The 17,383-nt window shown below is 64.1% G+C and carries 18 protein-coding genes; 2 read left to right on the top strand and 16 right to left on the bottom strand.

Translation table 11 applies throughout. The features are described from left to right. Positions 1-55: 55 nt before the first annotated feature. Positions 56-856, bottom strand: coding sequence for a response regulator (locus ABD704_RS12540; protein ID WP_344700035.1), 801 nt, complete (start codon positions 854-856; stop codon positions 56-58). Between the two features lie 323 nt (positions 857-1,179). Here ABD704_RS12540 and ABD704_RS12535 point away from each other — a divergent pair, with 323 nt between their 5' ends. Both ABD704_RS12535 and ABD704_RS12530 read left to right on the top strand, forming a co-directional pair. Then, positions 1,180-1,374 (top strand): NepR family anti-sigma factor, encoded by a 195-nt coding sequence (locus ABD704_RS12535; RefSeq protein ID WP_344700034.1) that lies wholly within the window; start codon positions 1,180-1,182, stop codon positions 1,372-1,374. 42 nt (positions 1,375-1,416) lie between these two features. Next, a complete protein-coding gene (locus tag ABD704_RS12530) occupies positions 1,417-2,946 on the top strand; it encodes a sensor histidine kinase (protein WP_344700033.1) in 1,530 nt (509 codons plus the stop codon). A gap of 124 nt (positions 2,947-3,070) precedes the next feature. Here the strand turns inward: ABD704_RS12530 and tatC are convergent, their stop codons facing one another. The 15 genes from tatC to ftsA form a co-directional block, all read right to left on the bottom strand. Further along, positions 3,071-3,919, bottom strand: a complete 849-nt coding sequence (gene tatC / locus ABD704_RS12525; protein WP_344700032.1) for a twin-arginine translocase subunit TatC — start codon at positions 3,917-3,919, stop codon at positions 3,071-3,073. Further along, a complete protein-coding gene (gene tatB / locus ABD704_RS12520; protein WP_344700031.1) occupies positions 3,916-4,281 on the bottom strand; it encodes a Sec-independent protein translocase protein TatB in 366 nt (121 codons plus the stop codon). The genes tatC and tatB overlap by 4 nt, the downstream gene beginning before the upstream one ends. A 17-nt stretch (positions 4,282-4,298) precedes the next feature. Beyond that, the gene (locus ABD704_RS12515) at positions 4,299-4,595 is read right to left on the bottom strand and encodes a twin-arginine translocase TatA/TatE family subunit (RefSeq protein ID WP_344700030.1); all 297 of its coding nucleotides are present in this window, start codon (positions 4,593-4,595) and stop codon (positions 4,299-4,301) included. A 24-nt stretch (positions 4,596-4,619) separates the two neighbouring features. Continuing rightward, the gene (gene scpB / locus ABD704_RS12510; protein ID WP_344700029.1) at positions 4,620-5,186 is read right to left on the bottom strand and encodes an SMC-Scp complex subunit ScpB; all 567 of its coding nucleotides are present in this window, start codon (positions 5,184-5,186) and stop codon (positions 4,620-4,622) included. Continuing rightward, positions 5,186-5,944 carry a segregation and condensation protein A gene (locus tag ABD704_RS12505; protein WP_344700028.1) on the bottom strand — a complete coding sequence of 253 codons (759 nt, stop codon included), beginning with the start codon at positions 5,942-5,944 and terminating at the stop codon, positions 5,186-5,188. Before ABD704_RS12505 ends, scpB begins: the two co-directional genes overlap by 1 nt. A gap of 10 nt (positions 5,945-5,954) precedes the next feature. Next, on the bottom strand, positions 5,955-6,962 hold the full coding sequence (gene nagZ, locus ABD704_RS12500; RefSeq protein ID WP_344700027.1) for a beta-N-acetylhexosaminidase: 1,008 nt from the start codon (positions 6,960-6,962) through the stop codon (positions 5,955-5,957). Further along, on the bottom strand, positions 6,962-7,636 hold the full coding sequence (locus ABD704_RS12495) for an SPOR domain-containing protein (protein WP_344700026.1): 675 nt from the start codon (positions 7,634-7,636) through the stop codon (positions 6,962-6,964). The genes nagZ and ABD704_RS12495 overlap by 1 nt, the downstream gene beginning before the upstream one ends. Then, positions 7,633-8,415, bottom strand: coding sequence for an SPOR domain-containing protein (locus tag ABD704_RS12490; RefSeq protein ID WP_344700025.1), 783 nt, complete (start codon positions 8,413-8,415; stop codon positions 7,633-7,635). Before ABD704_RS12490 ends, ABD704_RS12495 begins: the two co-directional genes overlap by 4 nt. A 2-nt stretch (positions 8,416-8,417) precedes the next feature. Further along, complete coding sequence (gene argS, locus ABD704_RS12485) at positions 8,418-10,151, bottom strand: arginine--tRNA ligase (protein WP_344700024.1); 1,734 nt, start codon at positions 10,149-10,151, stop codon at positions 8,418-8,420. 81 nt (positions 10,152-10,232) lie between these two features. After that, positions 10,233-10,382 (bottom strand): hypothetical protein, encoded by a 150-nt coding sequence (locus ABD704_RS12480; RefSeq protein ID WP_344700023.1) that lies wholly within the window; start codon positions 10,380-10,382, stop codon positions 10,233-10,235. Between the two features lie 137 nt (positions 10,383-10,519). Next, a complete protein-coding gene (locus tag ABD704_RS12475; RefSeq protein WP_344700022.1) occupies positions 10,520-11,683 on the bottom strand; it encodes a deoxyguanosinetriphosphate triphosphohydrolase in 1,164 nt (387 codons plus the stop codon). Continuing rightward, positions 11,680-12,882 (bottom strand): SPOR domain-containing protein, encoded by a 1,203-nt coding sequence (locus ABD704_RS12470; RefSeq protein ID WP_344700021.1) that lies wholly within the window; start codon positions 12,880-12,882, stop codon positions 11,680-11,682. Before ABD704_RS12470 ends, ABD704_RS12475 begins: the two co-directional genes overlap by 4 nt. A 204-nt stretch (positions 12,883-13,086) precedes the next feature. Beyond that, the gene (gene ftsZ, locus ABD704_RS12465) at positions 13,087-14,442 is read right to left on the bottom strand and encodes a cell division protein FtsZ (protein WP_344700020.1); all 1,356 of its coding nucleotides are present in this window, start codon (positions 14,440-14,442) and stop codon (positions 13,087-13,089) included. Between the two features lie 421 nt (positions 14,443-14,863). Next, a complete protein-coding gene (locus ABD704_RS12460; protein ID WP_344700019.1) occupies positions 14,864-16,084 on the bottom strand; it encodes an MFS transporter in 1,221 nt (406 codons plus the stop codon). 43 nt (positions 16,085-16,127) lie between these two features. Continuing rightward, the gene (ftsA, locus tag ABD704_RS12455; protein WP_344700018.1) at positions 16,128-17,381 is read right to left on the bottom strand and encodes a cell division protein FtsA; all 1,254 of its coding nucleotides are present in this window, start codon (positions 17,379-17,381) and stop codon (positions 16,128-16,130) included. Positions 17,382-17,383 lie beyond the last annotated feature (2 nt).

Raw genomic sequence — 17,383 nt, 5'->3', positions numbered from 1 at the left:
GTCACGAAATCACTGTTCCACCGGCCAACGCGTCGGCAGGAATCGTGTTCCGCCTTCAACCCGCCGGAACGGTCGCTGCGTCAAAAAACAGTGCCTGGGCAATCGCCGCCTTCACCGTAGACCGCTGGAACGGCTTGGTAATGAGAAAGGTCGGCTCCGGCCGCGTGCCCGTCAACAAGCGCTCGGGGAACGCCGTGATGAAGATCACCGGCACCGAGAATTCGGCGAGAATGTCTTTCACCGCGTCGATTCCGCTCGAATCGTCGGCGAGTTGGATGTCGGCGAGCACGAGGCCCGGAGGACTCTGGCGTGCCTGCGCCACGGCCTCGTCGCGCGTGACAGCGACGCCCGTGACATTGTGACCGAGGTCGCGAACGATGGTTTCGATATCCATCGCGATGATCGGCTCGTCCTCAATAATGAGGACGTCCGCCAGCGTCTGCCGTTCGATTTCCTCGAGCGCTTCGGCAACGAGGCTGTCGACGTCCTTGGGGCTCGCGTTGATGAGATAAGCTGTGTCCTCGGACGAAAAACCTTCAAGCGAGGTCAGCAGCAGTGCCTGTCGCGACAGCGGCGTGATCCGTGAAAGGCGCGCGTGGGCGATGCCTTCCGCACCTGTTGGGCTCATCGAGGGCTCTTCGCCTTCTTCGATGTTCGCCGTCGACCAAATCGCGTGAAAGGTCTTGTACAGGCCTAGCCGCGGATCGACGTCGCGCGGGAATTCATCGGGCTGGGCGACGATCGCTTCGAGCGTTGCGCGAACGAATGCGTCGCCGTGCGCCTGGCTTCCGGTCAGCGCGCGTGCGTAGCGGCGGAGGAAAGGCAGGTGCGGAGCAAGTTCCTGGCCAAGGGACATAGGTAAGTGGTCTCCGTCGAAATGTGCGCCGTCTTAGGCGGCGGGTCGGATTTGTTGCAACCCTGGAAGGACCGATCGCATTTGCCGCGCTGCGCCTCCCCCAAGGATGTAAAGTGCAACTGGAACAAAGGAACGTCCATTTGGTTTCCGTGTCGGAGCTGGGCTTGCCGAAGAGCTGTTTCAACTCGGAAGCTGCGCAGTTCTGTGTCTGTCGGAATTTATTGAAGCCAATACCGCATTTGGTCATTGGCATTGAAGCCGTTGCGCCGACAGATGAGATTAGTATGAGGCGCGGCTAGAGAGCCCGCGCGAGGGGGACGAGGTTGAGTGCCAGGAAGCGAAGCGAGTCGGACGAAGGGGCGCATGCAAAGCGCTCGAAGAAGCCGCCGCTGTCTGACAAGAAGAACAGCAAGCAGCGCTCGACAGACCTCGGGCGTGCGCTGCGCACGATTTACGACGATACGCTTCGTGAATCGGTGCCCGACGATTTTCTCAGCCTTATCGGAAAGCTCAGCTAGGCCCCGCAACTTCGGGCCACGAGCGCTGAGTCGCGCCAAGCCATGACATTGATGGAGCGGTTCGCGCGACTGCCGACAGCGGCGAAGCTTCTCCTAATCCTGACCGCTGCCATTTTGCCGATCGGCATTGGCCTGACGATCCTCGGCGAAAGCGGGATACGCCAGGCCAACGAGGCACTGAGAGGACACGAGCAGGAGCAAGCTCGCGCCGCGGTGCAATCGATCGAAAGCCTCATCGCACGAAACGCGCTCGCGCTTCGCGTCGCCGCAAACGGCGCGATTTCGAGCGGAGGCGCGGACTCCTGCGATCGGGCGCGCAAATCGCTGGCGATCGCACCGGCGATAGCGCAGAGCTTCGAACTGGAAGCGGCGGATGGCACGCCACTCTGCGCAACCGGGCGGGTGGGAGATACAGGCCAGCTTCCCATCATCGCCCCCGGCGACATCAGGGTGCGTATTGCGCCCGGCGCCGATTCGATCGCCATTCGCGCCGGCGTCGTCGGTGGCATGGTCACTGCCGCCCTGCCGATGAGCGAAATTCGCACTGCGGCCGGCGATGCCGGCAGGACCATCAAGCTTCTCATCCTTCGCGATGGCGATGGCGAATTGCGCGTGCTCGCACCGCCGGACGGCGATCCCCGCCTGGCGATTTCTGAATGGCCGATCGGCGATGGCGGCCTGATCGCGCGGATCGGCACCAAGCCCCAGCGGGTTTCGACCGAAGATCGGTTGATGCTGCTCCTGCCGGTGCTGATGTGGGTCGCGGCCGCCTTGGTCACGTGGCTGCTGGTGAGCAGGCTGCTAATCCGTCCGCTGAAGCGGCTGGAACGCGCAGTGCGCGATTATCAACCCGGCCAATCGCCAATCGAGCTTCCCCGCAAGCTAGGCCCATCCACGGAGATCCAGGCCCTTCGCGATGCCTTCGCCCGCGCCATTGCTCGAGTCGAGGATTCGGAACGCGACATGGTGAACGCGCTTGAGGGACAACGACGCCTCGTCCGCGAAGTCCACCATCGCGTGAAGAACAACCTCCAGGTCGTCGCATCGCTTCTGAACATCCACGGACGGAGCGCCGAGACTGGCGAGGCGCAAGCCGCTTATGCCGGCATCGGCCGGCGCGTCGGCGCACTGTCGGTCGTGCACCGCAATCACTTTGCGGAGATGGAAGAAAATCGCGGTATCGCGCTACGGCCGTTGATTACCGAACTTGCGGCGGAGCTTCGTGCCGGCGCCCCCGATGTCGCACGCGGCCTCAGCATCGAGCTCGAGCTCGACACCGTCTACACGACCCAAGACGTTGCGGTCGCCGTCGCCTTCCTGGTGACGGAAATCGTTGAATTTTCGATGCTGAATTGTCCGCAGGATCCGGTCGAGCTTTCGCTAAGGCGTACCAGCGAGCTTACGGCCCGGCTGACGATCGCCAGCAAGGTCCTGAACCCGGACGACGAGGAATCAAGAGACAAGATGCAGTTCGAGCGAATCGTTGCGGGGCTAGCAAAACAGCTGCGGTCGCCGCTGGAGCGGAAGCTAGCTCGGTATAGCGTTGACCTGCCGGTGTTTCCGGCCGTCTGAACCGGTATCAAGGGTCGTTACGGCGGCGGCTAAAATTCTTCAAAAAATCCCGGAACTGTTTGCGAAGACGCCGCGTTGTGCTGTTCGGATAGTGACCTTTTGCCCCCCCGCTCTCGCTATCCGATTAAATGGGCCCGGAACCGCCAACCCTCCCCCCCCCCGGTGGCGTTTCCGGGCCCTCTATCGTCTGGGCCTCCTGAACAACGACATCGGAAGTAGGCGACTGCGCGGCTTTTCGCGCCGCGCGCCAATGGGTGATGCGTATCGCGAGGATTGCCAGCTCATACAGGCTGTAGAGCGGTACCAGCAGCATCAGCATCGACACGACGTCCGGCGGAGTGAGCACAGCCGCCACCGCGGCCGAGCCGACGATCGCATAGCGACGCGACTTGGCTAGCTGCTCGCGCGTGACGATGCCGGCGCGTTCCAGGATCATCAGCAGGATTGGCAGCAGGAAAGCCGCGCCGAAGCCGAACAGGAAGCGGGTGACGAAATTCAGGTAATTGCCGACGCCGGGCAGCGCCTCCTGCTGGATTCCGCCGACATTCCCCTGAAAGCTCAGGAGGAAGTGCAGCGCCCAGGGCATGGCAACAAAATAAGCAAAGCACGCGCCTGCCGCGAAGAAGAAGGGTGTTGCGAGCAGGAATGGCAGGAAGGCGTTCTTTTCCTTGGCGTAGAGACCTGGCGCGATGAAGCGCCATAATTGCGTCGCCAGAACCGGAAAGCTCAGCATGATAGCCGCGAACAGCGACACCTTCACCTGCGTGAAGAAGGCTTCGAAAATATCGGTGTAGATGAGCTTGCCCTGTCCGGCGCGAAGCAGGGGTTGGACGAGCACGGCGAAAATATCCTTCGCGAACGCGAAGCACAGAAAGAAGGTCACGACGAGCGTGGCGAGGCAGAGCAGCAGCCGCTTCCGCAGCTCTATCAGATGTTCAAGCAGGGGTTGCTTGGTGTCGTCGATATCCTTCACGGCAGCGGCCGCTTCTCAGGCGGAAGCTCGTCGCTGGGGCCAGGCTCCGACGCCGCGGTCGGCGGCTCCGGATCGGCGATCGGCGGCATTTCATCGGGCTGCCCGGGCTCCGGGTAGTGCGCAGTCGGCGGATAGAGACGCATGATCCGCTCATTCTCCTCGCGCCACTTCTTCTCCATTTCCTCGAGCTCGGCCTCGCGGACGATATTCTCGAGGCCGGCCGTGAAATGGCGGGCCATGCCACGTACGCGACCGACCCAGTGGCCGACCGTGCGCATGACCTTGGGCAGATCCTTCGGGCCGATAAAGATCAGCGCGAGGATCGCGACGACCGCGAGCTCGGAAGAATCGACGCCGAACATGGCGCGCCTGGCGCGGCTTAGCGGACTTGATCGTCTCGCGGCGGCGGCGGCGAAGCCGGCTCGGCAGGCCGCGGCGTCACGTCGATCGGCTCCTGCGCGCGGGCATCCTCGCGCGGAAGCTGCCGCGGCGGCTCATTGCGCCGCTGCTCTTCATAACGATGACGCTTGTCGTCATCCTCGTCCGCCATGCCCTGCTTGAAGCTTTTCAGGCCTTTGGCGACGTCGCCCATCATATTCGAGAAGCGATTGCCGCCGAAGAGCAGCAGAACGATGACCGCGAAGATCAGAATATGCCAAATGCTGAAACCGCCCATGGGAAACTCCTTTGAGGCGCGTATCTAGTCTGCCTCGTCTTCGCTTTCCAGTTGAAGCTGGAAGACGGCTTCGTCCAGTGGGTCAAGCAGGCCAGCAGCCTTGAGGTCGTCGATGCCCGGAAGGTCGCGGCGCGAGCCGAGGCCGAAGTGGGTCAGGAACTCCTGCGTCGTCGCGTAAAGGAGCGGCCGCCCCGGCCCTTCCCTGCGTCCCGCCGGGCGCACCCAGCCAGCATCCATCAAGACGTCTAGCGTGCCTTTTGAAATCTGCACGCCGCGGATCGCTTCGATCTCGGCACGGCTGACGGGCTCGTGATAGGCGATGATGGCCAGCGTCTCAGTAGCAGCGCGGGATAGCCGGCGAGGCTCCTCGCGGGTACGGCGCAGAAGGTGCGCGAGATCGGGCGCCGTCTGAAAATGCCAATGCCCGCCACGCTCGACGAGCTGGATCCCGCGCGCCAAATAATGGCCGGCGAGCTCACTCAAAGCTGCCGGGACGTCGCCCTCGCCGACATGCTCGCCGATCTCATCGACCGTCAGCGGCGCGGCCGAGGCAAACAAGGTCGCTTCGATGGCGCGGACCAGCTCGTCCATCAGGCGGCCCGAAGCTTGATCGGCGCGAAGGCTTCGTCCTGCACGAACTCGAGACGGCCGCGCTTGGCTAGTTCGAGGATCGCGAGGAAGCTCGATGCCAGCGCGGACTTCCGGAATTGAGGGTCCTGCGTGGCGGGAAGAAAACTCTCGAGAACGGTCCAATCGACCGCCGTTCCGATCATCTGGCCGAGCCGGTCGAGCGCTTCTTCAAGCGTCATTACCGCGCGGGCATGAATGACGTGCATCGCCGGCTGCGTTCGCGCGCGAACCACGCCATAGGCCGCGAACAGGTCGAAATCGCGGACTTGCCAGGCAGCCTTGCGGATCAGCCGCAATCCTTCGGGCGCACCCCGAATGAACACGTCGCGGCCGATGCGGTCGCGGCCAAGCAGGCGGGCGCCCACCTCGCGCATGGCGTCGAGCCGCTGCAGCCGCATCTGCAACCGCAACGCGATCTCCTCCGGGCTCGGGTCCTGCTCCGGATCCTTTGGCAGAAGCAGGCAGGATTTGAGATAGGCAAGCCAGGCCGCCATCACGAGATAATCGGCCGCAATCTCCAGCTTCAGCGCGCGCGCCTGAGCGAGATAAGCAAGATATTGCTCGACCAGTTGCAGGATCGATATTTGCGCGAGGTCGACTTTCTGCGCCCGTGCAAGATTCAGCAACAGGTCGAGCGGCCCTTCCCAGCCGTCGAGCGCAAGCGTCAGCTCATCGGATTGGCGGACTGGCCGTTCGTCAAACTCGTCGCCGCTTTCCACCTTAGCGTACTTAAACTAGCGCCAACAGGGTGTCGCGCTTGGCGATTTCCTCGGCGAAATCCATCGGCTCAGGCTCGATCATCGTCGATGCCATGGCGCGGGCCAGACGCGCTTCGCCCTCGTTACTCATCACAGGCACGGCAGAGGCGACGGCAACCATCTCCTCCATCTTGCCGGAGCAATGAAGCGCCGCATCGCACCCCGCAGCGACGACGCCCGCGGCGCGGCTGGCGAAATCACCTTCCAGCGCTTCCATCCCGATATCGTCGCTCATCAGCCAGCCGTCGAAGCCGATCCGGCCGCGGATGATGTCGCGAATGATGATCGGGGACATAGTCGCGGGCCGGTCCGGGTCCCAGGCGGTGTAGACGACGTGCGCCGTCATCCCCATCGGCGCCGATGCGAGCCGTTCGAACGGTTCGAGATCGATCTCCAACTCTTCCGCGCTTGCCGTCACGATCGGCAATTCCTTGTGGCTGTCGACCAGAGCGCGGCCGTGACCGGGAATGTGCTTGATGATCCCGACGACGCCTGCAGAGGCGAGACCGTCGAGCACGGCGCGGCCGAGTGCGGCGACCTGCATCGGTTCTGAACCTAGAGCGCGGTCGCCGATGATGTCGGTCGCGCCCTCCTGACGGACGTCGAGCAGCGGCAATGCGTCGACGTTGATGCCACAGGAACGGAGCATCAGCGCCAGCGCGCGCGCGTTCGATCGTGCCGCCTCGATCGCCGACGACGGCGCGGCGCGGTAGAGCCGCGCGAACCGCTCGGCGGCCGGAAATGCCGGCCATTCCGGCGGCCGCATCCGTGCGACCCGCCCTCCTTCCTGGTCGATCAGGATCGGCAAGTCCGCGCGGCCGGCCAGGTTGCGCAGCGAATCCGTCAGCCGCTGAAGCTGCTCGGGGTTCTCGCAATTGCGACGGAATAGAATGAATGCGGCCGGATCGGCGTCGCGGAAGAAGCGCGTTTCGTCACGAGAGAGCTCGAAGCCCAAGGGGGCGTAGATTGCAGCTTGCATTACTGGGCGACGAAGCAGTTCTCGCCGGCGGCCTTCAGCGTCTGGCACGCCTGCTTCGCTTCCGCCGGCGACGCGGCGGTCGCGCGTAGCCGGATTCCGCCGGTGAAGGGGACGATCATTTTGCCCATGCTGCCGATCGCCGGGAAGCGCGCCGACAGTGCCGTCCACGCCCGCTCCGCTTGCGCCTGGTTGGCAAAGGCGCCGAGCTGGATGGTGCTGCCCTTCGGGCCAATGACGGCCGGGCTAGCCTCGGGCGCTTTCGGCGCTTGTTGCGAGAAGCCGGGCGCAGGCGCGGGCTGCGGCTCGGCTTTCGGCGGCTTGGTAACGGGCGTTTCGGACACCTTGCTGAGGTCGAGCTGCGCGTCCTTGTCTTCGCCCGCGCTCGTTTCGAAGGCGGTTTCGCTTTCGCCGGCGATGTCGAGGCCGCCGGGATTGGGCGGCTTGACCTTGTAGGGTCCGGGCTCGGCCTTGATCAGCTCAGGCGGTCCGGTGACCACCGTATCGCGCCTGCCCAGCCAAAAGAACGTCGCGGCGACTAGGAGACCGGCAACCAGAACGACGGCAAGCGCCGCGAGCATCTTGCGCGCCGACAGGCCGGTCGGCTCGTCTTCGTCCTCGACAGCCTGCAGCCAGGGAAGCTGTCCATCGTCATAAGCCGAGCGCCGGTCCGTCACCGTTCGACCTTTGCCTTCCAGGGGAGTCCAACCACGGCGCAGCTGAGATCGATCTTCTGCATGCGCTGGCAAAGCACTTCAGAGTGCGCCTGCGAGGTCGTGCCGATCTGAAATCGATAGAAATGACGTCCCTGCGAATTGCGGGTTTCGACGACCACCGCCTGCAAGCGCTGGACGGCAGGATAAGCGCGAACCATCTTCACCCAGCCCCGCTTCGCCTGGAGGCGCGAACCATAAGCGCCGATCTGGACGAGCCGTCCCGAGGCGCCGGCAGTTACCCGCGCCGGCCACGCGCGCAACGGAACTGAAGCGCGCGGCGCGGTGACCGCCGGAGTGGCGACCGGCTTCGCTGCCTCGATTGCCGACGCTTCCGAATTTTCGCGAACGACAGCGACACGTCGAGCCTCTTCGCGGCGTTGCAGCCGAACGACAGGTTCTGGGAAGCTTCGCACTTCAGGGACGCGCTCGGCGCGCACTTCTCGAGAAGGGGCGAGCGTTACTTGAGGCTGAGCCGCCGCTCCTACCCCCCGTTGCGCAACAGGACGTGTTTCCGGCACCGCTATAGCTTGCGCCGGAAGTCTCGCGGGCTGTTCTTTCACGCTCTCCGGGGCCTGACTGCGTGTGCCGAGCCAGAAAGAGGTTCCCGCAACCAAGAGCACCGCCGCTGCGGCCCATCCGGTAATGTCACGTTTCGCGCGCCTGGCCGGCGCTTTGCGCGCCGGTTCGTCCGAGAGCCATGGCAGCCGGTCGATGCCGCCAGCAGCTTGGGCTTCGCTCATCGTCAACGCATCTCCTCGGCCGCGGCGACGCCCATCAAGGCCAAACCGCTCCGGATTATTTGCGCGATTCCGAGTGCGAGTTCCAGCCGCGCGCGAGAAAGTTGTGGATTGTTATCAAGCAGGAAGCGCCGCGACGGGTCGTCGTTGCCGCGGTTCCACAGGGCGTGGAATTCCGCCGCCAGATCATAGAGGAAGAAAGCGATCCGGTGCGGCTCATGCGCCATCGCCGCGCTTTCCAGCACCCGCGAATATTGAGCGGCGCGCTTCACCAGCGCCAGTTCCTCATCGTCCAGCAAGGACAAATCGGCGGGGCGGGTGAGGTCGAGTCCGGCGTCGGCGGCCTTGCGCTTCAGCGAGCTGATCCGCGCGTGGGCGTATTGAACGTAGAAAACAGGATTGTCTTTCGACGCCTCCACCACCTTCGCGAAATCGAAGTCGAGCGGCGTGTCGGCGCGCTTGGTCAGCATCATGAAACGGACGACGTCCTTGCCGACCTCGTTCACGACATCGGCCAGCGTCACGAAGTCGCCCGCACGCTTTGACATCTTGAACGGCTCGCCGGCGCGGAACAGGCGGACCATGTTTACGAGCTTGACGTCGAGATCGACGCGGCCGTCGGTCAGCGCCTTCACCGCCGACTGCACACGCTTGACCGTCCCGGCGTGGTCGGCGCCCCAGATGTTGACGAGATGCGCGGCATCCTGCGCTTTTTGCCAATGATAGGCAGCGTCGGTGCCGAAATAGGTCCAGCTGCCGTCCGACTTCTTCATCGGCCGGTCCTGGTCGTCGCCGAATTGCGTGGAGCGGAACAGGGTCAGCTCGACCGGCTCCCATTCGTCGTGCGGGTCGAGGCTCTTGGGTCGCTCAAGCACGCCTTCGTAGACGAGACCCTTCTCGCGCAGCACGTCCATCGCCTTGATCGCGGCCCCAGTGCGCTGAACCTCCGCCTCCGACGCGAACTTGTCATGGTGGATGTTCAGCAGCCCAAGGTCGTGACGGATGAGATCGAGCATCGCTGAAACCGCGGTGTCGCGGAAGATCGTCAGCCACTCGCTCTCCGGCGCCGAGACGTATTTATCGCCATATTCGGCGGCGAGCAGCGTCCCGACCGGCTTCAGATAATCGCCCGGATAAAGCCCGGACGGGATCTCGCCGATGTCCTCGCCCAGCGCTTCGCGGTAGCGGAGGTGCGCGGAGCGGGCGAGCGTGTCGACCTGCGCGCCCGCGTCATTGACATAATATTCCTTGGTGACGCGAAAACCCGCCGCCTCGAGCAGGCGCGCAAGGCTATCGCCGACCACTGCGCCGCGGCAGTGGCCCATGTGCAGCGGTCCGGTCGGATTGGCCGAGACATATTCGACGTTCACGCGCTCGTTCGCGCCGATCTTCGACAGACCGTATTCGTCGCCTTCGCGCAGGATTGTGCGAAGCTCGTCACGCCAGGCGTCCGGCTGCAGGCGGATATTGATGAACCCCGGGCCCGCGACCTCAACCGAGATGACGGTCGGAAGCGCCTCCAGCTTCGGCTTGATCGCTTCTGCCAGCGCGCGCGGGTTCGTCCCTGCCCCCTTCGCCAGCACCATCGCCGCGTTCGTCGCGAGGTCGCCATGTGAGGCATCGCGCGGCGGCTCGACTGTCACGTTGCGGCGCTCGATGCCTTGCGGCAGCGCGCCTTCGCTAACGAGTTCGTCGAGCACTCCGTCCAGGAGCGCGGCATATTGGGCGTAGAGGCTCAATTCAGGTCACCGGTGTGGAAAGCGTGGGCCTCTAGCGCAGCCTTGTGCGCGCGTCACCATCAACCGGCGGCTACACCGACCCTAGTTGCAGACGGTCGGTTCCGACGGGCCGGTGGCGTCCGCGTAGCAATTGCCCGCGGCAGCATCAGCGCGGTTGGTCGAGCGCAGAGCGACGCCCGCCGTGACGACGGCGGCGGCGACCAATGCGACTAGAATGACCTTCCTGTTCATGTGCCCGACTCTAAGTCCCAATGCCTTGCCAAGCCGTAACTAACACGTCCGCGAGTCCTAAGACATTGGGTAGAAACCCTGTTTCGGACCGAGGATAAAGTTGTCGCACAGCGTTGCTGCATTGCAACAATGTACCGTCAGAAACGGCTCGCGGGCAGGTTCACGGGGCCGACCAGCTCTTCATGGCGAGCAATCGCGTAGCGGTCCGTCATGCCGGCAATGAAGTCGCCTATCGTTCGCAATTGCTCGGTTCGGTTGCCGCCGCGCTGCCAGGGTTCAGGCAAGAGGGAGGGATTCGCCTTGTAGGCAGACGCAAGGTTACCGACGATGCGCTCGGCTTCGCGACGGATTTCTTGCAGCTCACTGGCTTCGTAGAAATTCGCATAGAGAAAGCGCTTCAGCTCGCGCTCCTCCTCTGCGAGCGGCTCGGTAAAGCCGACGAGGGCTCGACCAGCGGCGCGCACTTCGTCGACGCTGGTCACACCCGCCTCCGCGACGCGGCGTTCCGTTTCGGCGAGCACATCACCGACCATCGTTCCGATCATGTCACGCACCAACGCGCGCTGGCGCTTGTCCGCGGAAATACCGGGATGGCGCTCACCGATCGCCCTCCAGTGCCGCGCGACAATTGGAAGCGTGATTAGGTCATCGATGTTTAGCAGGCCTGCCCGCAGGCCATCGTCGATGTCGTGGTTGTCGTAAGCAATATCGTCTGCGATCGCCGCGATCTGCGCCTCCAAGCTGGCCCAGGTGTCGAGCTCGAGCGGCAGTTCCCTATCGCACTCGGCCATTGCCCAAGTGAGGTTTTTGAGCGGGCCATTGTGCTTGGCCAGGCCCTCCAGCGCTTCCCAGCTAAGGTTGAGGCCGTCAAACCCCGGATACGGGGTCTCCAGCCGAGTAACGATGCGCAAGGTATGCGCATTATGGTCGAAGCCGCCAGCCTCGCTCAACGCGGCGCTGAGCGCATCCTCTCCCGCGTGGCCAAAGGGCGGATGGCCAAGGTCATGCGCGAGGCAAAGTGCCTCGGTCAGGTCCTCGTTGAGACCCAGGGCGCGGGCCATGGTGCGGCCAATCTGCGCGACTTCGATGCTGTGGGTCAGGCGAACGCGGAAATGATCGCCATCGGGGGCGACGAAGACCTGCGTCTTGTGGCGAAGGCGGCGGAAGGCGACCGAGTGGACGATCCGGTCGCGGTCGCGCTGAAAAACGTCGCGAGGCCCGCGCGGGCCCTGGTCAGGTTCGGCATGTAGACGGCCGCGCGATTGCGAAGGCTGCGACGCAACCGCTGGTGGAAGCTTCATTCCGTAGCGAGTGGCACAATCTGGTCGGTTTCGGAATTGCTCCATTTGAACGCGTTGACGTTCATCGTGCCGAGGTCCTCGGCGAAAGTGTCGGCGTCGCCCGCGCTGCGGAAGGGGCCGATCACGAGACGCACCTTGTCCGGGCTCTTCGCCATGTAGGGGCGAATGCCTTCGAACATCTCGCTATCTTTGTTTTTGATGCGCTGGAACTGCGCGGGAAGCGCGGCGGGATTCGAACCGCTCGCTAGCTGCAGCCAGATCTTGTGCGGTGCGGGCGCCGCGGCGCGCTGGACCGGCGCGGCATAGGCCGGCGGTCGCTGCGGGACCGTCGCGGTAGCAACTTGGCGGACCGGCGCCGGGGCCGGTGCCGGCTGGCGTAGCAGGTTATCGATGCCGGAGAGGCGATCGGTTGTGACGCTGCCTGTGATCGTCGGGTACGAGCGTACGGGCGTCGCCGAAGCGTAAGCCGTGCCCTTCGCATCCGGAAAGATGCCGAGATTCACAGCCGCGGCCTTTTGGCCGGCAGACAAGGTCGGAAGCTTCTGCAGGAACGGACCCACGCTGGCGTAGCTGCCGGGCATGGCGCGGTCAGCAGCGGTCATGGCGCCGCTCGGATCGCCGCTGAGCGCGAGGACGAAGGCGCGGACACGGCCGGACGAAGGATCGCCCTTGGCCGCGAGCGGGGCGATGGCATCCAATGCCCCGCTGCGGTCGCCGCTGATTGCCAAGCTGAGCGCCAACCGTCGGCGGGCCTCGTCACCGTCCGCACCGGTCAGCGCCAGGCGATAGTCCGACTGCGCGTCCGCCTGGCGGCCGAGAAGGTCGAAGGCGAGGCCGCGATCGCAGGCGATGGTGGACAGCTTCGCGCCAAGCTGGATGGCGCGTGCGAAATACGGAATAGCCCCCTGCGGATCGCCACTGGCGACCGAGACGGCGCCCATGCCGGCTTGCGGCGCCGGGCTGCGCGGGTTGATGTCGTCAGCGCGAGCGAAGAAGCCGGCAGCCGCCTGCGTATCGCCAAGCTCAAGCGCCGATTTGCCGGCGCCGATCAGCGCATCGAAATCCTTGGGGTCGGAAGCAAGCGTGCGCACGTAGCGCGCAAGCGCCGACGCCGCCGTTTCATTGAAGGGCGAATAGCTGCCTTGTGCAGCAGCAGGCGTGGCGAGACCGGCGCCAAATGTGCCGGCGCAGGCCGCCATCAACCCTGTGAGACGCAATATTCCCCGCATCATCCCTTCCCGATGCGGGACTGAATCTTGCCGGAAGCTTTCTGCCTAGAGGCTTTACGATGAGCCGTGCGCCCGAGCGGATGAGGCGGGCGCCAAACACCCAAACTGCAAAGTAGATTAACGAAAAAGGGCGGCCCCGAGGAGCCGCCCTTTCATGAGCCGAAGCTGTTTCGCCTACTGATTGTTCTGGCGATTGAGGAAGCGTGGAATGTCGATCGGGTCTTTCCGATAGTCGGTCGCCTCTTCATCGCCCTGAACCTTGGGCGCGCCGCGAGCGATGTTCGACATGCGCTCGAAAAGCGTGCCTCCCGTGGTCGCCGCCGGTGCTTCCGCTTCATCCTCATCGGTCGGCGGAGCGATTGGCGCGCCGCCAACCGGGCTGGTCAGGATATCTTCGGCGTCGAGCAGCAACTCGTCGCCCTCGTCGATTTCCGGAAGATTGGACTCTGCCGTCGGCTCTTCCGTTTCCGTCGCGCCGGTCTCGTTCGCCACCGGCGCAGGAGCCGGCGTCGTGTTCCGCGACGGGAAGCTGAAAACCTTGGCCGGGGTCGGCTGGACGCCGGCCTCCGCCTCGATGCCGGTCGCAACGACCGACACGCGAATCTTGCCGCCAAGGTCGTTGTTGAATGCCGAACCCCAGATGATGTTGGCGTCGGGGTCGACCAGTTCCTTGATGTGGCTGGCGGCCTCGTCGACCTCCATCAGGCGCATGTCCTCGCCGCCGGTGATCGAGATGATGACGCCCTTGGCGCCCTTCATCGACACGCCGTCGAGCAGCGGATTCGAGATCGCCTTTTCGGCAGCTTCGATGGCGCGCATATCGCCGTCGGCCTCGCCGGTCCCCATCATCGCCTTGCCCATCTCGCTCATCACCGAACGGACGTCGGCGAAATCGAGGTTGATGAGGCCGGGCATGACCATCAGGTCGGTTATTCCGCGGACGCCCTGCTGGAGCACCTCGTCGGCCATTTCGAACGCTTCCTTGAAGGTCGTTTCCGAATTGGCGAGGCGGAACAGGTTCTGGTTCGGGATGACGATCAGCGTGTCGACGTGCTGCTGCAGTTCGGCGATGCCTGCATCGGCCGAACGGCCGCGGCGAGCGCCTTCAAACGCGAACGGCTTGGTAACGACGCCGACGGTGAGGATGCCCTTGTCGCGTGCGGTTTTGGCGATGACCGGCGCAGCGCCCGTACCTGTGCCGCCGCCCATACCGGCAGCGATGAAGCACATGTGTGCGCCTTCTAGCGCGGCCGAGATTTCCTCGATCGTCTCTTCAGCGGCCGCACGCCCGATTTCCGGTCGCGATCCGGCACCAAGGCCCTGGGTGATCTTAAGGCCAAGCTGAATCCGCCGGTCCGCAACCGACGCGTTGAGCGCCTGAGCATCGGTGTTCGCGACCACGAAATCCACGCCCTGGACATCCGCGCGCATCATGTTGGCGATGGCGTTCCCGCCTGCGCCGCCGACGCCGATCACGCTGATCCGCGGACGAAGCTCGTCGACTTCCGGCCGCATGAAATCGATGCTCATCTAAAAATCCTCCCCCAAGCAGCAGCAACGCTTTGAGCCCACAGGATGAATCTTTGAATCATCCCGAGTCGCAAGCCAAGCGAAAAAGTTAATTCCGTTCAAAAAAGTGGGGAGAAGTGTCACCCGAGAGTCTCACTTATCCACAAACGGGACGTCACCGGCCCGCGGCGGCTCCGACCCACTTATTCCAGACCCATCCAGCTCAGGGAACGACCGGTCCCAGCATCAGGCGTCATGACCACGATTTTGGTCGTGGGCGGCGGATGGTCCAGAAATTCTACCCGTTGCCGATCTGGTTAACGACCGTCCTTGATCTAGGCCGTTCATTGGCCGTCGGACTCTCCAGCAGCGTAGGCCTCCGCAGGCTTTCCGATCGCAATCCCAACGGGGCAAAAGCTGCAGCCGGTCGTGAAGGGGTTCGCTAGTCGAGCTTGATGGGCTCGATCTTCGGCACACCCACTGCCCACCAGACAGCACCGAACGCAGCGACTGCGGCGGTGACGAGGAACGCGGTTTCATACCCCGCGCGCTGGACGAGGATGCCGGTGACGATCGGGCCGAAGATGCCCGACGCGTTGCCGAACGAATTCTGAACACCGATCCACGTACCGGCCGCGCGCGGCCCAGAGAACATCTGCGCGACCGCATAAAGATTGAGCGACAGGGAAGCACTTGCCGCGCCCGCAAGGCAGAGAAGAATCGCGATCGAAAGTGCGGAATGCGCTTGCGAAAGGCCGACGATTGCGCATGCGGCGAGCACCTGGCTCGCGACCATCATCCAGCGGCGGCAAGCCGCTTCGGACCTTCCCGAACGCGTCCACCAATCGGAAAAGTGGCCGTAAGCGATCGCGCACGCGCCCTGCACCGCATAGCCGAGCGTCGCCAACATCGTCATTTGCGTGATCGTGAACCCGCGCGACTGGACGAGGAAGAGCGGAAGCCACGCGAGCAGAAAGTAGAAGCAGTAGTTGCCGAGACAGTGGACGATCGACATCGACCACAGCGACCATTTCGAAATGAGCGCGCTGACCGGCACGTGCGCGCCGTCGTCGAGATAGCCGGTCGTCGCGAGCTTGCTCACAGTCCGCCGCCAAGGCACCAGCCAAAGCAGCGTGGCCAGACCGAAGACGAAGAACATCTCGCGCCAGCCAAACGACGCAACGATCAATCCCCCTGCAAGCGTACCGATGGCTGGGCCCCAGGCGATGCCTGCCGCGATGGCCGCATTCGCAAGGCCGCGGCGTTCCGGCGGAACGTGCCGCGCGATGATCTTGGAACTGCCGGGGAAGGAAATGCTCTCACCGACGCCGAGCATAATGCGCAGCAACATCAGGCCGACGAAGCCGCCGACAAAGCCCATCAGCAAGGTGCTTCCCGCCCAAAGCAAAATGCCGGCCGCCATCAGCTTGTAGACGGAGAAGCGGTCGCAGAGCCAACCGGTGAACAGCTGCACCGGCGCGTAGACCCAGAAGAATGCCGAGAAGGCGAGGCCGTAAGCTTCTGGCGAGAGGCCAAGCTCGGTCTTCATGACCGGCGCCGCAATACCGATGGCGCCGCGGTCCACGTAGTTGAGGACAACCGCCGCTCCCAGCAAAAGAACGAGCGCCGAAGTAGCCCTGCCCGTCTTCGTAATCGTCGCCATCAGCGCCCCTCCCCGCAAGGGGCGTAGCACGAGGGCCGGGGTGCTAGAAGCCGCCCTTCATCGCCTGGACTAGACGGCCGAGCATGCCCTTTGCTGGCGGCTGTCGAGCAATCGGGCCGGCGATGTCGCGAATGTCGCCGCGGCCGGATGCCGCAAGAAGCGCCAGGCCGATCAGCGTCGAAAATGCCGGGCCGCTATGCGCGTCGGGCAAGCCGGTGATCTGCTTGGGTCGGCCGACGCGGACTGCGCGGCCGAGGACGCCCTGCATATAATCAGCTATATTTTTCAGCTCGGCGCCGCCGCCGGTGAGCACCACCTGCCGCCCGACGGGTCCGGTGAAGCCAAGACCCTTCAGCGCCGCTTCGATTTCGTTGGTAAGTTCTTCGACACGCTGGCGGATGACCATCATCAACTGGGCACGTGTGATCTTCATCGGCTCGGCACCCTGTTCGGCACCGATCTGCGCGGCCTCGATCATCTCATGGTTGTCGCGGGGGCTGGTCATGGCCGAACCGTAGAAGCACTTCAGCCTTTCGGCGTCGCGGCGCTGCACGGCGAAGGCGGTGGCGATATCGTTGGTGATGTCGCGCGCGCCGAGCGGGATCGAGCGTAGTCCGACCAGCATACCACCGAGGTGCACCGAGACATTGGTGACGTCGGCGCCAAGCTCGACCAGCGCAACGCCAAGCTCTCGCTCCTCTTCGCTCAGGCAAGCGAGTGCGGCCGCAATCGGCGATGCGACGATGGCGTTCACTCCGAGGTGCGCCGACCGAATGACCGTGTCGATGTTGCGCAACGGCGATGGGTTTGCCGCGATGACGTGAATGTCGACGCCGAGCCGGTTGGCAAAAAGGCCGATCGGCTGCTGAACGCCCTGCGCGCGGTCGATAGTGTAGAGCGCTGGATGCGCGTGCAGGACGACTTGCCCGTTCTTGTCGATCGCCGCGCGGCCGGCGTTCATCAGCTCGTCGATGTCGGACTGCTCGACGGGATGGCCGCCCAGTTCGACCTCGACATTGGCGACGTCGCTGACCAGCTCGCCTGCGCCATAGCTCGCCCAGACCTCCTCGACCGTCAGGCCGGACATACGCTCGGCAAGCTCGACAGCCTCGCGGACCGAAAATTCGCTCGCGGCCATGTCGGTGATGTAGCCTCGCTTGACCCCGCGGCTCTCGCGCTGGCCTGTCCCGAGCACGGTCAGTCGGCCGTCGTCGTCCGGCCTCGCGATCATGGCGCTGACCTTGGACGAGCCGATATCAAGAACGGCGATCAGTTTCTGTTCGGTCGGTGCAGCCACGT

This window comes from Sphingomonas limnosediminicola (genome assembly GCF_039537965.1).
Taxonomy (GTDB): domain Bacteria; phylum Pseudomonadota; class Alphaproteobacteria; order Sphingomonadales; family Sphingomonadaceae; genus Sphingomicrobium; species Sphingomicrobium limnosediminicola.
The sequence above is the reverse complement of the archived record's forward strand: the minus strand, read 5'-3'. Positions and strand labels throughout refer to the sequence as shown.

Excerpts from the sequence above, each read along its gene's own strand:
- ABD704_RS12490 (WP_344700025.1), bottom strand. The coding sequence starts at position 8,415 with ATGAGCGAAGCCCAAGCTGCTGGCGGCATCGACCGGCTGCCATGGCTC.
- ABD704_RS12480 (WP_344700023.1), bottom strand. The coding sequence starts at position 10,382 with ATGAACAGGAAGGTCATTCTAGTCGCATTGGTCGCCGCCGCCGTCGTC.
- ABD704_RS12470 (WP_344700021.1), bottom strand. The coding sequence starts at position 12,882 with ATGGCGGCCTGCGCCGGCACATTTGGCGCCGGTCTCGCCACGCCTGCT.
- ABD704_RS12530 (WP_344700033.1), top strand. The coding sequence starts at position 1,417 with ATGACATTGATGGAGCGGTTCGCGCGACTGCCGACAGCGGCGAAGCTT.
- ftsZ (WP_344700020.1), bottom strand. The coding sequence starts at position 14,442 with ATGAGCATCGATTTCATGCGGCCGGAAGTCGACGAGCTTCGTCCGCGG.
- ABD704_RS12460 (WP_344700019.1), bottom strand. The coding sequence starts at position 16,084 with ATGGCGACGATTACGAAGACGGGCAGGGCTACTTCGGCGCTCGTTCTT.
- scpB (WP_344700029.1), bottom strand. The coding sequence starts at position 5,186 with ATGGACGAGCTGGTCCGCGCCATCGAAGCGACCTTGTTTGCCTCGGCC.
- nagZ (WP_344700027.1), bottom strand. The coding sequence starts at position 6,962 with ATGCAAGCTGCAATCTACGCCCCCTTGGGCTTCGAGCTCTCTCGTGAC.
- ABD704_RS12540 (WP_344700035.1), bottom strand. The coding sequence starts at position 856 with ATGTCCCTTGGCCAGGAACTTGCTCCGCACCTGCCTTTCCTCCGCCGC.
- ABD704_RS12475 (WP_344700022.1), bottom strand. The coding sequence starts at position 11,683 with ATGAAGCTTCCACCAGCGGTTGCGTCGCAGCCTTCGCAATCGCGCGGC.
- tatB (WP_344700031.1), bottom strand. The coding sequence starts at position 4,281 with ATGTTCGGCGTCGATTCTTCCGAGCTCGCGGTCGTCGCGATCCTCGCG.
- ABD704_RS12515 (WP_344700030.1), bottom strand. The coding sequence starts at position 4,595 with ATGGGCGGTTTCAGCATTTGGCATATTCTGATCTTCGCGGTCATCGTT.